We start from the raw sequence: 15,319 nt of genomic DNA, 5'->3' as shown, positions 1-15,319 counted from the left end.
TATAACTGTTACCCATGTATCCGGTCTAAAGTGTTACCCATGTTTCCGGTTCATACCCTACGCTTACCGGGCCTACGGGTGCAAAATGTAGGCCCGATAAGGCGTAGCCGCCACCCGGCAATAAAATGCTTAGTTCAGCTTCGCTTTTGAAAAATCACTGCCCATCAGGCTCACGCTGTACCCGGTCACGTTGCTGCGGGTCGCATAGAACGTTTTGCCGTTTGCCAGTGCGATCCACGGAGCCTGCTGGTAGAAAATCTCCTGCGCCTGGCCATAGAGCTTCGCACGCTCAGCCGGATTGCTGGTCAGCTTCGCTTTTTGTACCAGGGAATCATAATCTTTATCGCACCAGCGTGCGGCATTTGACCCGGTTTTAATGCTGTTGCAGCCCAGCAGCACATCGGCAAAGTTGTCCGGGTCGCCGTTATCGGACATCCAGCCAAACAGTGCGGAATCATGTTCGCCTTTACGCATTCCGGAGAGATATTCGCCCCACTCGTAAGAGACGATTTTTGCCTTCACGCCCACCTTCGCCCAGTCGCTCTGGATCATCTCCGCAAAGCGACGCGAGTTTGGGTTATACGGACGCTGAACCGGCATTGACCATAGCGTAACGTCTGCGCCCTTCTCCATCCCGGCCTGCTTCAGCAGTGCTTTCGCTTTTTCCGGATCGTAGCTGTAATCCTTCAGATCGTTATTAAAGCCCATCATATTGGGTGGGATCGGCGATTTTGCCACCGTCCCCGACCCCATAAAGACCGCGTTAACGATAGCCTTTTTGTCGGTCGCGTAGTTCAGCGCCTGGCGCACCAGCACGTTATCAAACGGTTTTTTCTCGGTGTTAAACGCCAGATAGCCGACGTTCAGCGCATCAACCGAGTGCAGCGTCAGGTCTTTGTTCTTCTTAATCACCTCAAACTGCACCGGAGACGGCGCGGGTATAATCTGGCATTCGTTGGTCTGCAGTTTCGCCAGACGCGTCTCCACATTTGGCGTGATGGAGAAGATCAGATGTTTGGTTGGCACCTCGCCATCCCAGTAGTTCGGATTAGCGACGTAGCGGATCAGTGAATCCACTTTGTACTGCTGCAGCACATAAGGACCGGTACCGATCGGCCAGGTGTCCACGTTTTCAGGCGTACCTTTTTTCAGCATCGCATCGGCGTATTCTGCGGAGAGAATCGAGGCAAAATCCATCCCCCAGTCGGCCAGGAACGCGGCGTTGGGTTCACTCAGTGTGAACTGAACGTGGTAATCGTCGACTTTTTTGACGTCCTGAATCAGCTTATCAAGACCCACGTCGTTAAAGTATTCATAGTTACCCTGGGACACGTTGTGGTACGGATGCTTAGGGTCTTTCTGACGCATAACCGAGAAAATAACGTCATCGGCGTTAAAGTCGCGGGTCGGCTTGAAGTATTTGTTGCTGTTGAACTTCACCCCTTTGCGCAGGGTAAAGGTATAGGTCTTACCGTCCGGTGAAATCGTCCAGGATTCCGCCAGCGACGGAACCGGCGTGTTTTTCACCGGGTCGAAATTGATCAGGCGGTTGTACAGTACCTGAGAACTGGCGACAAAAGAGGGGCCGGAACTGGCGATTTGCGGGTTGAACGACTCGGGTGACGCTTCAGAACAGTAAATTAAGGTGTCGTTGTTTGCCGCCCACGCGGCACCGGCTGGTAAAAGCGCGCTCAGCGCAAGGGCGAGCAGTGTTTTCCCTGTAGACATGGTTATAACCCTGACAGTTTTATTATATAGGACAGTAATAACAGCACAGCCGTTATGACCTGGCAAATAACGAAACACTATCAGGTTATTCTAAAGCCGCGTTTTTTGCTGGTTTTACGGTCAGCATCCGAAAAGATGATTTGCCTTAAGTGCCATTATCCGTCAAGCACAACCGTCACTTTCTATGCCGCAAGAAATCGGCCCTTTTAGCCTCTCTTCCTCCGTTTGTTTTCTTCCTCGTTTCGTTAAAGTAACGGCGTGAAGAAGTATATGGGATCAAATCGTGGCTAAAACTCTTTTACGCAGCGGTAACCTGGATGATTTTCAGGCCGTGGGCGGCGGCGGACAAGCCGTTTTTGAATCAGCGTTACAAATTCGGGAAGCGCTCCGGTTGCGCAAACAACAGGCTATCGTTGACTGTCTGGCGATTCCGCAGGTCAACGACAGCGGCGACCGCGTGGACTGGTACTCCCCGGTGGAGGGAAACGTCACCAGCTGGAAAGCGGCTGATGAGGACGACCGCTATCGCGCCCTGCGCTACCTGGAAAACACCCTTGCGAGCGTAGAGTCGTTAAGCAAGAAATGCCTTCAGTCGCCGAAAACAGCGCAACAGCTCTTCGGCTCGCTGCTGTCGAAAGCATTTCAGTTCCCTGGGGAAAATTTCGTTTTTCTCGTCGACGGAAAACCGATCCTGTGCTTCTGGGGTTTTGTAAACCTGAATGAAAATGCGCGTGACGATGTCCTCGACTGCCTGCGTGAATCGCTGATCCCTGAGCCCGCCCCTGTTGTGATTGAAGATCCTGAGCCCGAGCCCGAGCGGGTGCCCGAACCGGCCATCACCTTTGAAAAAGCTGACGAGCCGCTGATTGCCCCGGTCGCCGCGATACGGATTACGCCGGAAGACCTGTATGCGCCCGAGCCCGCACCGGTTGTTGCGCAACCTGCGCCTGAACCCGCACCTGTCGTCATCACGAAGAAGCGTCGCGTTCCCCTTTGGACGCTGCCGGTCGCGGCGGTGATCGTTGCCGCTATTGCCGCCCCGCTGATGTGGCCAAAACCGGCCCCTTCTGCAGAGCCCGCGCCTGCGCCGGTCCCTGAGCCCGTGGCTATCGCCCCAAAACCGATCAAAGCCGTTGAGCCACTGGCGATGAATTTACCCCTGCATCAGGCTGAGGTGGTGGCGAGCAAAGAAAAAGAGCCTGAACCCGCTCCCGTGGTGATTGTCGCGATCCCGAAAGATGCCATGGTAATGGAGGCCGGTCAGGTGAAAGCCGGATCGACACGCTTCCTGAACGGTACCTGGCGCGCGATTCTCGACGTGAAAGACCCGGTCACCGGCAAGCCACCGTCAATGCGCTATCAAATCCAGAACAATAAAGGTTTCGTCCGCATAGTCCATGGCGACAATATTGTCTGCCGCGCGGAGATCTTCTCCGGGCTACACAGCAATGGTGAGCTGATGATCAAGAGTCGCGGCACGGCCCGCTGCACCGACGGTTCCCGCTACCCGATGCCGGAAGTCGCCTGTAAAGCCGGCACCAGCGATATCGCAGAATGTCGCGCCCGTTATGATGCCAACACCGTCGTCCCCCTGACGTTCAAGAAAGCAGGTGCCTGATCCTATGCTGGTAAATCTTTGCGACTATAAACAAAGCGTTACGCTTATTGCCAACAGCGGCGTGCAATTCCTCGATTTCGGGCTGACGCCGCAGGACACCGCCAGCCACGGGCGCTTCGTACGTAAAACCGCCAACGGCCCTCTTTTACGCCTCGATTTCGATCTGGTTAACGGGCGCTATACCGTGCCGGGAACGCACGGCGGCCAGCCTGAAGTGGTTAAACCGGAAACGACTATCCCGCTGCAGCAGTCCCTTGCGGTGCTGGACGGCGTCTGGCTTCCCGTCCCGTTTCTGCGTTTCAACCCGCCGCGCACCTTTGTGGAGGGGCCGGATAACTGGGCCCGCGTGCAGGTCCGCAAGCTCGACACCCCCGACACCGCAGGCAATACGCACCGCGTGACCCTCGCCCTCGACAGCCAGATTGCGGAACATGCCACCTCCGCGCTGTCGCCGGTTGAAAACGATATCCTGAACGGCACCCGTTTCGCGCTGGCCTGGCGCGATAGCGAGGTTGAAAGCTTCCTCGACCAGACCTGGATTGACGGCTGGCTGCGTGAAGCATTTACCCAGTATGCTGACGGCGTTGAAAATCGTTCTGAACGTGACCTGCATCAGGCGATGCGCAGCTTTGAATATCAGGCTCACTGGCTTAACCTGCTGACCATGCTCGGTGAACAGCTCACCGTGCCGGAAGTGAAATTTGTTACCCATACCCTCAGTACGCCAGCGATTCCGGTCGACCTGATCCTAGACGTCGGTAACACTCACACCTGCGGCGTCATTATTGAAGACCACGGCGATGCGAACGATGGACTGCGGCAGACCGCCGAGTTACAGGTTCGTTCATTGAGCGAGCCGCAATTCCTCAATGAGCCTCTGTTTACCAGCCGTCTCGAGTTCTCCGAAGCACGCTTTGGCAAACAGCACTTCTCGGTTGAAAGTGGCCGCGAAGATGCGTTTGTCTGGCCGTCGATCGTTCGCGTGGGTGATGAAGCCCGCAAGCTGGCGATGCAGCGTCTGGGAACCGAAGGGAACAGCGGCATCTCCAGCCCGCGTCGCTATTTGTGGGATGAAACACCGGTGGTGCAGGACTGGCGCTTTAGTCAGATGAACGGCAAAACCCAGCGTGAGCCGCTTGCCACGGCGTTCCCACTGATGAACCTGATGAACGATGACGGTGAACCGCTGTTTACGTTGCCGCAGGACGAGCGACTGCCTGTCTTCTCGCCGCAGTACAGCCGCAGCACCCTGATGACGCATATGCTGTGCGAGCTGCTGGCGCAGGCGCTGGGTCAGATCAACAGCGTCGCCACCCGCCTGCGTCTGGGCTTCCCTGCCTCGCCACGCCAGCTGCGCACCCTGATCCTGACCCTGCCCTCGGCAATGCCAAAGCAGGAGCGCGAGATTTTCCGTCGCCGCATGTTCGAAGCCATCGCCATCGTCTGGAAAGCGATGGGCTGGCACCCGCAGGATGAGGATTTTGCCACCCGCAAACAGCAGGAAAAAAGCGTGGTGCCGGTCCCTGAAATCCAGATGGAGTGGGATGAGGCCAGCTGTGGTCAACTGGTCTGGCTGTATAACGAAGCGATCTCCCATTTTGGCGGCCAGACGGAAGCCTTCTTTGCCTCGCTCGCCCGCACGGATCGTGAGCCTGAGCCGGGTGTGCAGCCCGGCCGCGCATTGCGCGTCGCGTCTATCGACATCGGTGGCGGCACCACGGATATGGCGATCACCCATTATCAACTGGATGACGGCTCCGGTAATAACGTCAAAATCACGCCGCAGTTGCTGTTCCGCGAAGGGTTTAAAGTGGCGGGCGATGATACCCTTCTGGACGTGATTCAGCGCTACGTGCTGCCCGCCCTGCAAACGCAACTGCAGAAATCCGGGATTGCGGACGCCTCGCTGCTCATGGCGTCGCTGTTCGGCGACTCCGGGCGTATTGATACCCAGGCCGTGCTGCGCCAGCAAACGGCGCTACAGCTCTTTATGCCGATTGGCCACGCCATTCTTGCCGCGTGGGAATCCAGCGACGTTGACGATCCGCTGGCTGGCCTGCATGCCACCTTTGGCGATCTTCTGCCGCAGAAACCAACCCGCAACGTCATGAATTATCTGCAGCAGGCGATTGATCATGCCCTGCCTGCGGGCTCAGAAGCGTTCGACCTGTTCGCCGTACCGCTGCACGTCAATTTCCGCGAGATGCAGGATGCGATGCTGGCCGGTCAGTTTACGCTGACCTCTCCGCTTCACGCAGTCTGTGAAGCGATTTCCCACTACAGCTGCGATATTCTGCTGATTACCGGTCGCCCTGGCTGCCTGCCAGGCGTTCAGGCGCTGATCCGTCACCTGCAGCCGGTGCCGGTCAATCGCATCGTCTGGCTGGATAAATACCAGGTACATGAGTGGTATCCGTTCAGTCAGCAGGGGCGCATTGGTAACCCTAAATCAACCGCCGCCGTGGGTGCCATGCTGTGCAGCCTGGCGCTCGACCTGCGTCTGCCGCGCTTCAACTTTAAAGCCGCGGACATTGGCGCGTATTCTACCGTGCGTTATCTCGGCGTGCTGGATAACACCGTTAATACCCTGCGTGAGGAAAACGTCTGGTATCAGGATATCGACCTCGATAAGCCGGGCGCAAAACTCGACGCACGCCTGCACTTCCCGCTACGCGGCAACGTCACCCTCGGCTTCCGCCAGCTGGCGAACGCACGCTGGCCTGCCACGCCGCTTTATACGCTCAACATCAATTCGGCTGAACTGGCGAAAGCGATTGCCGGTGACGGCGTGCTGAACGTGCGGCTTAAGCTCTGCGGCGGCAGCAAGCAGGAAGGTCCTGAGTCCTTTGAACTGAGCGATGCCTGGCTACAGGACGGCACACCGGTAGCGCCTGACGCCTTAACCTTCAAACTGAATACTCTGGCCGATCGCCGACACAGCGGTAGCCACTACTGGATCGACAGCGGGAGCGTATACCTGAAATGACAGCGACGACCACCACCACTCAGGCGTTAATCGGGTGGATTAATGAGACGCGCATGAATGCCCCTGTGCTGGACAACGATGCTGACGCCCTGCTTGCCCGCATCAACGCGGCGCAGGCGCGAGAGCAGGCTATTGAACGTGCCCTGACCCGCCAGAGCAGCATTGGACTTTACGGTCATTCGCAGAGCGCAAAAGCACACCTGCTGCTGTCGCTGTGCGGCAGCGGTAATGGACGGCTAAACGTTACGCCAGGCCAGCGCACCTTTGACTATTTTTCGCATATCAATCCGGGTCATGCCCTGACCAACATGGCCATCCGCTTTACCCGGGAAAACCGGGAGGTGGTCGATGAGGCGTTTCCGCTACGTCTGAGTCTGATCACCGAGGCCGAGCTGGTACAGCTGTTTATTGCCCGCACGACGCTGCATCCGCAGATGCGCGCAGTGGATAAGGCGGTCATTGAGACCCGTCTTGAGAAATGGCGTGGCCTGCGTCAGCCGCAGGGCGTACCGGGTATCACGGCGCAGGAAGTGGGTGCCATCGCCCGCTTCTGGCAGTGCACAATACCCGCTGCGAAACAGCAAATTGATGATACCCTGTGGTATGAGCTTGCCCAACTGGTGCCTTCACTTGATCTCAGCACCCGGGCAAGCGTCTGGTCGCTGCTGTGGGGTGAGCAACAGGAATTCACCCAACAGTGGCTGAAGCTCGCCCATGTTCTGCATCAGACCAGCCATGCCAGCGAGCTTGCTGCTCCGCTGAGTCTGCTGGTAGATAGCTTTGGCTTGCCGGGTGAAGGGTTCCTGACGCATGGCACCTTAACCCAGCAGGACGCACAGGAGACGCTGCTGCATCCGCTGAATAACGGCGACATGCTCAACGCCATCAGCCTCCCGGTTGACGTGCTGGCCTTCCTGACCCGCGAGCTGGTCCTGCCGGTTGAGAGTGGTGCGCTGGATAACGTTGATATCATTGATATTCCGGTCTTTGAAGACAGCAGTGCCGATCCGTTAGCGCAGGCAAAATGTCAGTGGCTGCTCGACCATTACCGCCAGCAGCTACAGCCTGACGTGCTGGTTATCTGCAATGCGACAGCGCAGCACGAGCAGACGGCCAAAAAAGCAAAAGTGTTAATGAACTGGGTCAAAGAGACGCAGCCTGCTGAAGAGTCTGCCCTGCCGGGGCTGGTGTGGGCGATTACCCCGCATGACGCCCGCTTTACCACCCGCCAGAATCTTGATGAAGCCGTACAGCATCTGCTCGGTAAACCGGGTTTACGCTGGGGCACGCTGCAGGCGCTGGATAGCCACAGCATGCAGCGCGTCATTGAGTGGTTGTCTCAGGCCACGCTCCCTGCGCAGCGGCAGAAGCGCCTTGGAACGCTGAAAAGCTTGCTTCGCCAGGAGCTTTCGGCGCTAATGCGCAGCTATCTCGCCCCGCTGGTTGAGGAACCGGCTACCCGACGCGCACAGGCCGAAAACATGGTGCGCACCCTGCAAAGCAGTGCCGCCCGTCACGGCGAGCTTCTTGAAGGATTGATGCCGCCGATGAAAGCGTTTGAAACGCTGCTCGCCGTCCAGCAACCGCGCGAGGAGCAGGTCAATGGGCTGTTTACGGATACCATTGATCTGTTTACCGATAACGCCCAGGAAAGTGCTGGTCAGTTCCAGACGAAGGACAAGGCGCGTCTGGCACACAGAGTATGGATAAATCATCTGCGTCAGTGGAGCCGTAATGAGGCCACGGCCGCCCGTCTCGGTCTGGAACCCGCAGTATTACAGCAAATCGCGGATGTTCTGGTGGTCACCAGCTACCGGCTTAATCTGGCGCAACAGCTTCAGCGTATTGTCGAAGCGGATAAGAGTAGCGCCGCGCAACTGCACGCCGTGATGGGCAATTTCGTTGGCTGGCTGGGGTATGACCAAACGCCTTCAGCAGAGCGTCCGGCAAGCCGCATCCGCAAGGGACAGGCTATCTTCGTTACGCCCGTCGTCAGCAGCGCCGCGCCACGTCTGACGCGTCTGGCGGAACAGCCAGTCCATGCGGCCACCGCGTACGTTTACGACTGGCTGGTTGCCCTCTATAGCCGGGCGATAGAGAACATTGATTACCAGCATCCGCATGATATTCAACCTGACGCACGTCAGGCATTACGGGCTTTAATCATGTAGTTGCCTTTCTTGCCGGGTGGCGCTGTGCTTGCCCGGCCTACATTCCGCCATAATATCAATACCTTGCACAATTCATCGTAGGCCCGTGCAAGCGTCGCGCCGCCGGGCGGAACTCACAGATTGCACGTTGCCATACACCCGGCTAACGTCTGAGCCAGTGCTGACGGATTTTCCCACGACATAGAATGCCCCGCCGCAGGGATAATTTTTACCTCAACGCCTTTCTGCTTCAGATTATCAACATCGTCGTCAGGCAGAGAATGTTCGCCGAAGATTAGCGTCACCGGGCACGTGAGCGACAGGAATTGCGTTTCCCATACCGGCACTACCCCCTCAACCAGGCTCTTTGCTCCGCGCCAGACTGCATACGGCGCATTGCTTTGCAGACACCCCGCCCACGCTGAGGTTTCTGCGCTGAGCATGGCGTCATAACCCTGTTCCAGAAACTGCTGTTCGGTTTGCGCCGCAATCGAGCGGCTGAACATCCCACCACCCGCGTGAAAATTAGGTTCCGACACCATCAGTCCTTTAACACGCGTTCCCAGCATTGCCGCCGTTTCAATCGCGATACTGCCGCCCATGCTGTGGCCGTATAACCAGAAGGCATCCAATTCAAGATGGTCAATCAGCTCTGCCACCACGCGGGCCTGATCAGTCGTGCGGTAGCTGTAATGCTCGGGTTTATCGCTGTAACCGCTGCCGGGCAAATCAATGAGAATGGCCCGGCGTGCGCCAAACTGAAGGTCACGGACAACGCGGGGATATTCATAGGAAGAGGCACACCCCAGCCCGTGGATGAAGACCACGGGCTCGCCTGAGCCGGGCAAATCATGCCAGCGCACGGTGCAACCCGCCTGCTGCGAGTAAAAACTGTTCATAAGCACTCCTTTTACGATGTACTGTGTATTTATACAGTTATCGAATCAGGAATGCCATGTTCATCTGGAAAAAGTGGAAGCGTGCTTCAGAAAAGCGAGATCAGGAGCGCAACGGGGAAGCTCATCGGCCAGGTCGACCCCACCAGAAACGCGCTGAGCAGGCGGATGCGTTTGCGATCTTTTGAAAGGAACCAGGTAATTAATGCACAGATGGAAGCCATCACTGCGTAAAAAACCAACATCTTTTGATACAACGTCATTCTGTATACCAGAGCCGAAAAAATAACCGCACGCAATATGCGTCATATGTTGATACAGATCAAGTTTTTTCGTTACAGAATAACCACTTAAATGTTATGGCTAATAACAATGGAGTAGCTTGCTTAACACGCAGGGCGAAGAAGGAGAATGCCCGGCCGCGCAAGCGGCCAGGCAGGATGGCCTAGTGTTTGATCATGACATGCCGGACGACCGTATAATCCTCAAGCCCGTACACCGACATATCTTTGCCGTAGCCGGATAACTTCATGCCGCCGTGCGGCATTTCGCTCACCAGCATAAAGTGGGTATTCACCCAGGTGCAGCCGTACTGCAACCGCGCACTCAGACGATGAGCACGGCCCACGTCTTTGGTCCAGACCGATGACGCCAGGCCATACTGTGAATCGTTCGCCCAGGCCAGCACCTGCGCTTCATCGTCAAATTCAGTGACGCTCACCACCGGCCCAAACACTTCACGCTGAACAATGGCATCGTCCTGTTTTGCCCCCGCCAGCAGGGTCGGCTGGAAGTAGTAGCCATCCCCCTCCTTTTTGCTTCCGCCCGTCACAACGCTGATATGACCGAGCGCTTTCGCCTGATCGACAGCCTGACAGACGCGGGAAAGGTGAGCGGCCGAGCTGAGCGGCCCCAGTTCGGTAGCGGCATCTTCCGGCGCCCCCATTTTGAGGCTGGCGACCGCAGCTCCCAGCTTTTCAACCAACGCAGGATATATGCCTTTCTGGGCATAAATGCGGCAGGCCGCCGTACAGTCCTGCCCGGCATTGTAGAAACCAAACGTTCGCACCCCTTCGACAACCGCGTCCAGGTCAGCATCATCAAAAACGATCACCGGAGCCTTACCGCCCAGCTCCATGTGGGTGCGCTTAATGGAGGACGCCGTATGGCCGATGATATGCTCACCGGTGGCAATTGAACCGGTCAGCGACACCATGCGGACTTTGTCATGCCCGGTGAGCGGATCGCCAACCGTCTTACCGCGACCAAATAACACGTTCACAACGCCTGCCGGGAAGATATCTTTCGCCAGTTCTCCCAGTTTTAACGCCGTCAGCGGCGTGATTTCAGAGGGTTTGATCACCACGCAGTTACCGGCAGCCAGCGCGGGTGCCAGCTTCCATGCTGCCATCATCAGCGGGTAGTTCCACGGCGCAATCGATGCAACTACCCCCACCGGATCACGGCGGATCATCGAGGTGTGCCCCTCAAGGTATTCACCTGCGGCCAGACCGTTCAGGCAGCGGGCCGCCCCGGCGAAGAAACGAAACACGTCGACCACCGCCGGAATTTCATCCCCCAGAGCACAGTGGAGCGGCTTCCCGCAGTTGAGCGATTCAAGCCTGGCAAATTCTTCACCCTGCGCCTCAATGGCGTCAGCCAGTTTCAGCAGACATTCCGCACGCACTTTGGGCGTGGTCTGCCCCCAGTCGATAAAAGCCCCATCGGCGGCCTGAACAGCCGCGTCAACTTGCGCGACAGAGGCTTCAGCAATCTCCAGCAGTACTTCTCCGGTGGCCGGGTTATATACCGGCTGCTTTTCGCCTTGTCCGGCGACCAGTTCACCCTTTATCAGCAGATGTGTTTGCATAGCATTGTCCTGTTCAAATCAATGTTATTTCCCGCTGCCGGCGATGTTCTCGCCATCGCGGGTTAGCCACCAGGCACCCAGAATGGGGAAAGTTGTCACCAGCATGACCAACAGTGCAACAACGTTGGTGACCGGCACGTCGCGAGGACGGCCGAGCTGATTGAGCAACCACAGCGGTAACGTGCGCTCGTGTCCCGCCGTAAAGGTTGTGACGATGATTTCGTCAAACGACAGGGCAAAGGCCAGCATTCCGCCCGCCAGAAGTGCTGAACCCAGATTGGGCAACACCACATAGCGGAAGGTTTGCCACCCGTCGGCCCCGAGATCCATTGACGCCTCCACCAGACTCCAGGAGGTGCGTCTGAACCGGGCAATGACGTTGTTGAACACCACCACCACGCAGAATGTGGCGTGCCCGACAACGATGGTGAAAAAACCCGGTTCAAGGTTGATCGTTTTAAATGCGGTCAGCAGCGCCAGACCGGTAATGATTCCCGGTAAGGCAATGGGCAACAGCAGCAACAGTGAAATGGCGTTTTTGCCAAAAAAGTCGCTTCGCCACAGTGCCGCTGCAGCAAGCGTGCCAAGCAGCAGGGCAATGGCGGTGGAGAGCGCGGCAATTTGAAGTGACAACGTCACGGATTCAATGATATCGCCACGCCCCGCAGCCACGCTAAACCACTTGAGCGTCAGTCCCTGCGGCGGGAAGCTGAAGGCAGCATCTTCAGTGTTAAAGGCGTAGATCGCGATAATCAGCAGCGGGAAGTGCAGGAAGATGACGCCTCCCCATGCCGCCACTTTCAGGAACAACGGTGCGCGTTCAGAGTGCATCGAATGCTCCCAGACGTTTCACGAACGCCAGATAAAGCGAAATCAGCACAATGGGAACCAGAGTAAACGCAGCCGCCATGGGCATATTGCCGATAGCGCCCTGCTGAGCGTAGACCATGTTACCGATGAAATAGCCCGGCGGCCCCACCAGCTGCGGGACGATGAAATCCCCCAGCGTCAGGGAAAAGGTAAATATCGAACCCGCGGCAATTCCCGGGATCGCCAGCGGCAATACAACATAGCGAAAGGTCTGGCGGGGGCGCGCGCCGAGGTCGGCTGAAGCCTGCAGTAACGACGCTGGCAGACGTTCCAGCGCGGCCTGCACGGGCAGGATCATAAACGGCAGCCAGATATAGACAAAGACCAGAAAGCGCCCCAGCCCGGAGGTGGATAACGTGTTACCGCCTATCGCCGGGAGCGTAAGAAGTGAGGTGAGGATCGGCTCCAGCCCCATATGACTGAGAAACCATTGCGCCACACCATCCTTCGCCAGCAGCAACGTCCAGGCGTAGGCTTTGACAATGTAGCTCGCCCACATCGGCAACATCACGGCGATATAGAAGAACGCTTTCCACTTGCCGCGGGTGTAACGCGCCATATACCAGGCCATCGGGAATGCCAGAATGGCGCTGGCCAAAGTGACCGCGATCGCCATCGTTAAGGTGCGCAGGATGATGTCGTAGTTTGCCGGATTGAAGAGCGCCTGAATATTCGCCAGCGTCAGGTCCGGCGTGACCGCCATGGTGAAGTCGTCAAAGGTGTAAAACCCCTGCCACAGCAGGGTCAGCAACGATCCGAAATAGACGATGCCAAACCACATCAGCGGGGCAAGCAGCAGCAGGAACAGGCCGAGCGACGGCTTACGCCAGAACAGTGCCGTCACGCGGCTCAAGCGGCCGTGCGGTGCGGGAGGATGAGCGACACTCATATCCATTTCACCTTTCCTCATGCAGGCGAATCATCGCCTCGCGTGACCACGAGGCCATCACCGCCTGCCCCGGCGCAATGCCGCTCAGCAGCGAGACATCGCTGAGGTTGGCCTGGCTGACCAGCAGTTTGGCCCCCTCGGCAAGCTTCAGCTCCAGGCGCGTGGCGGCTCCCTGATACTGAACGGCCTGCACGATACCCTGAACCTGAACCTCACCGCCCTCGTTCAGGCGAATATGTTCCGGGCGCAGGGAATAGATACCTTCCATGCCGCAAATTTTCTGCGCAAGCGCTGCATCAAAGACGTTGGACGTGCCCACAAAACCGGCGACAAACGGCGTGCGCGGACGCATATAGAGATCGCGCGGGGTATCCACCTGCTCGATGCGGCCGTTATTGAATACCGCCACCCGGTCCGACATGGAGAGCGCTTCGCCCTGATCGTGGGTGACGAAAATAAAGGTAATGCCGAGTTCCTGCTGAAGTTTCTTCAGCTCGAATTGCATCTGTTCGCGCAGTTTGAGATCGAGCGCGCCCAGCGGTTCGTCCAGCAGCAGGACGCGCGGTTCATTGACCAGCGCCCGGGCGATGGCGACACGCTGGCGCTGGCCGCCGGAAAGTTGCGAAGGTTTGCGGGCGATGGCAAAGCTCAGCCCCACTTTTTCCAGGGCATCACGCGCCTGGGCATGGCGTTTCTTCTTGTCGACGCCTTTCACCATCAGCCCGTAGGCGACATTATCGAGAATCGACATATGCGGGAACAGCGCATAATCCTGAAAGACGGTATTTACATCCCGCTCCCATGGCGGTAGCGCGCTCGCCTCTTTGCCGAAAATAGAAATCGTGCCGCCTGACAGCTGTTCAAAACCCGCTATCAGGCGCAGGCAGGTAGTTTTGCCGGAGCCCGAAGGCCCCAGCATGGAGAAAAACTCCCCGTCGCGAATGGCAATGGTCACCCCGTCCACCGCCCGCACGTCGCCATACAGCCGGGAAACATTGTTAAATTCTACTGTGTACGTCATGTTCTGCTCCCGGGCGATTATCGTCCACCCATGATGGCGATGTAATCCTGCGTCCAGCGGCTGTACGGCACGAATTTGCCACCTTGAGCGGTCGGGGTTTTCCAGAACAGGATTTTGTCGAACTCGTTATAACCGTTTGTTTCACAACCTTTATCACCCAGCAGCGTACTGGCTTTACACCCTTCAGGCACGACGGGCAGTGAGCCGAACCATGCCGCCAGATCGCCCTGCACTTTTGGCGTCAGCGACCAGTTCATCCATTTGTAGGCGCACATCGGGTGTTTTGCCTTGGCGTGGAGCATGGTGGTATCCGCCCAGCCGGTTACCCCTTCTTTCGGGAAGACGGTGGCGATGGGCTGGTTCTCAGCCTTCAGCGCATTTGCCTGATATGGCCAGGCGCTGGAAGCCACAACGCCTTCATTTTTGAAGTCGCTCATCTGGACGGTGGTGTCATGCCAGTAGCGGTGGATCAGGGCATGCTGGTCGCGAAGCACTTTCAGCACCGCGGCATATTGTTCTTCGGTGAGCTGGTAGGGATCGCTGATGCCCAGCTGTGGCTGGGTGGCTTTGACGAACAGCGCCGCATCGGCGATATAAATTGGCCCGTCATATGCCTGCACGCGACCCTGATTGGTTTTACCGTCCGGCAGATCCTGTTTGGTAAAGACCACACTCCAGCTGTCCGGTGGCGTCGGGAAGGTTTTGGTGTTGTACATCAGCAGGTTTGGCCCCCACTGATAGGGCGTACCGTAGACCTTGCCGCCCACGTTAAACCATTCCCCCTTCACAATGCGCGTGTCGAGGGTTTTCCAGTTCGGGATGAGTTCGGGATTTATCGGCTGAACGCGTTTGCCCATGATCAGGCGAAGCGATGCATCGCCTGACGCGGTGACCAGATCGTATCCCCCTTTCGCCATCAGGCTGACCATTTCATCTGACGTGGCCGCCGTTTTCACGTTAACGGCACAACCGGTCTCTTTTTCAAACTGGGTGACCCAGTCATAGTTTTTATCGGTCTGCCCACGCTCGATATAGCCCGGCCAGGCAATAATATCAAGACGACCTTCCCCGTCACCCATCGCCTTAGGTGGTTCTGCGGCGTGCGCTGTCATGATAGTCATGCCGAGCGCGCACAGGCTGCTGCGGGCAAATTTTTTGCTCATAAGAATTACTCCTGTCGCAATGAAATTTAGCGGCAGCCGTGCCGTAAAAATATCTCCCTTATTAAACGTAGACCGCGCAAATGCGCCGCACCGTTTGGCTTCAGGAAATTTCATCAAGGTGTGACCGA

At 57.2% G+C, this 15,319-nt stretch carries 11 protein-coding genes; 3 read left to right on the top strand and 8 right to left on the bottom strand.

The window, feature by feature from the left end; genetic code table 11:
• Positions 1 to 129: 129 nt before the first annotated feature.
• Positions 130 to 1,728 (bottom strand): ABC transporter substrate-binding protein, encoded by a 1,599-nt coding sequence (locus tag ACOTYN_RS15715; protein ID WP_332958248.1) that lies wholly within the window; start codon positions 1,726 to 1,728, stop codon positions 130 to 132.
• Between the two features lie 283 nt (positions 1,729 to 2,011).
• Here ACOTYN_RS15715 and ACOTYN_RS15710 point away from each other — a divergent pair, with 283 nt between their 5' ends.
• Genes ACOTYN_RS15710 through ACOTYN_RS15700 form a run of 3 tightly spaced genes read left to right on the top strand, consistent with a single transcriptional unit; the run spans position 2,012 to position 8,503 of the window.
• Positions 2,012 to 3,346 (top strand): SrfA family protein, encoded by a 1,335-nt coding sequence (locus tag ACOTYN_RS15710; protein WP_045135197.1) that lies wholly within the window; start codon positions 2,012 to 2,014, stop codon positions 3,344 to 3,346.
• A 4-nt stretch (positions 3,347 to 3,350) separates the two neighbouring features.
• Complete coding sequence (locus ACOTYN_RS15705) at positions 3,351 to 6,332, top strand: virulence factor SrfB (protein WP_063861410.1); 2,982 nt, start codon at positions 3,351 to 3,353, stop codon at positions 6,330 to 6,332.
• Entirely contained in the window at positions 6,329 to 8,503 is a 2,175-nt protein-coding gene (locus tag ACOTYN_RS15700) for a virulence factor SrfC family protein (protein ID WP_332958253.1), read from the top strand. The genes ACOTYN_RS15705 and ACOTYN_RS15700 overlap by 4 nt, the downstream gene beginning before the upstream one ends.
• A gap of 113 nt (positions 8,504 to 8,616) precedes the next feature.
• On the opposite strand, the gene ACOTYN_RS15695 is transcribed toward ACOTYN_RS15700, so the two are convergent.
• The 7 genes from ACOTYN_RS15695 to ydcS all read right to left on the bottom strand — a co-directional run bounded on the left by ACOTYN_RS15695 (position 8,617) and on the right by ydcS (position 15,191).
• On the bottom strand, positions 8,617 to 9,381 hold the full coding sequence (locus ACOTYN_RS15695) for an alpha/beta hydrolase (protein ID WP_332958255.1): 765 nt from the start codon (positions 9,379 to 9,381) through the stop codon (positions 8,617 to 8,619).
• Between the two features lie 86 nt (positions 9,382 to 9,467).
• Positions 9,468 to 9,641 carry a GhoT/OrtT family toxin gene (locus ACOTYN_RS15690; RefSeq protein ID WP_014883956.1) on the bottom strand — a complete coding sequence of 58 codons (174 nt, stop codon included), beginning with the start codon at positions 9,639 to 9,641 and terminating at the stop codon, positions 9,468 to 9,470.
• A gap of 182 nt (positions 9,642 to 9,823) precedes the next feature.
• Entirely contained in the window at positions 9,824 to 11,248 is a 1,425-nt protein-coding gene (gene patD, locus ACOTYN_RS15685) for an aminobutyraldehyde dehydrogenase (protein WP_332958257.1), read from the bottom strand.
• Positions 11,249 to 11,272: 24 nt separating this feature from the next.
• Positions 11,273 to 12,079 carry an ABC transporter permease gene (locus tag ACOTYN_RS15680; protein ID WP_332958259.1) on the bottom strand — a complete coding sequence of 269 codons (807 nt, stop codon included), beginning with the start codon at positions 12,077 to 12,079 and terminating at the stop codon, positions 11,273 to 11,275.
• Complete coding sequence (locus tag ACOTYN_RS15675) at positions 12,069 to 13,013, bottom strand: ABC transporter permease (protein ID WP_248196714.1); 945 nt, start codon at positions 13,011 to 13,013, stop codon at positions 12,069 to 12,071. The genes ACOTYN_RS15680 and ACOTYN_RS15675 overlap by 11 nt, the downstream gene beginning before the upstream one ends.
• A 1-nt stretch (position 13,014) precedes the next feature.
• A complete protein-coding gene (locus tag ACOTYN_RS15670; protein WP_332958264.1) occupies positions 13,015 to 14,028 on the bottom strand; it encodes an ABC transporter ATP-binding protein in 1,014 nt (337 codons plus the stop codon).
• Positions 14,029 to 14,045: 17 nt separating this feature from the next.
• Positions 14,046 to 15,191, bottom strand: coding sequence for a putative ABC transporter substrate-binding protein YdcS (ydcS, locus tag ACOTYN_RS15665; RefSeq protein WP_071922186.1), 1,146 nt, complete (start codon positions 15,189 to 15,191; stop codon positions 14,046 to 14,048).
• Between the last annotated feature and the right edge of the window lie 128 nt (positions 15,192 to 15,319).

Source organism: Enterobacter cloacae complex sp. IR5458 (assembly GCF_049238025.1).
Lineage (GTDB): Bacteria > Pseudomonadota > Gammaproteobacteria > Enterobacterales > Enterobacteriaceae > Enterobacter > Enterobacter kobei.
This window is presented reverse-complemented; position numbering and strand designations above follow the sequence as displayed.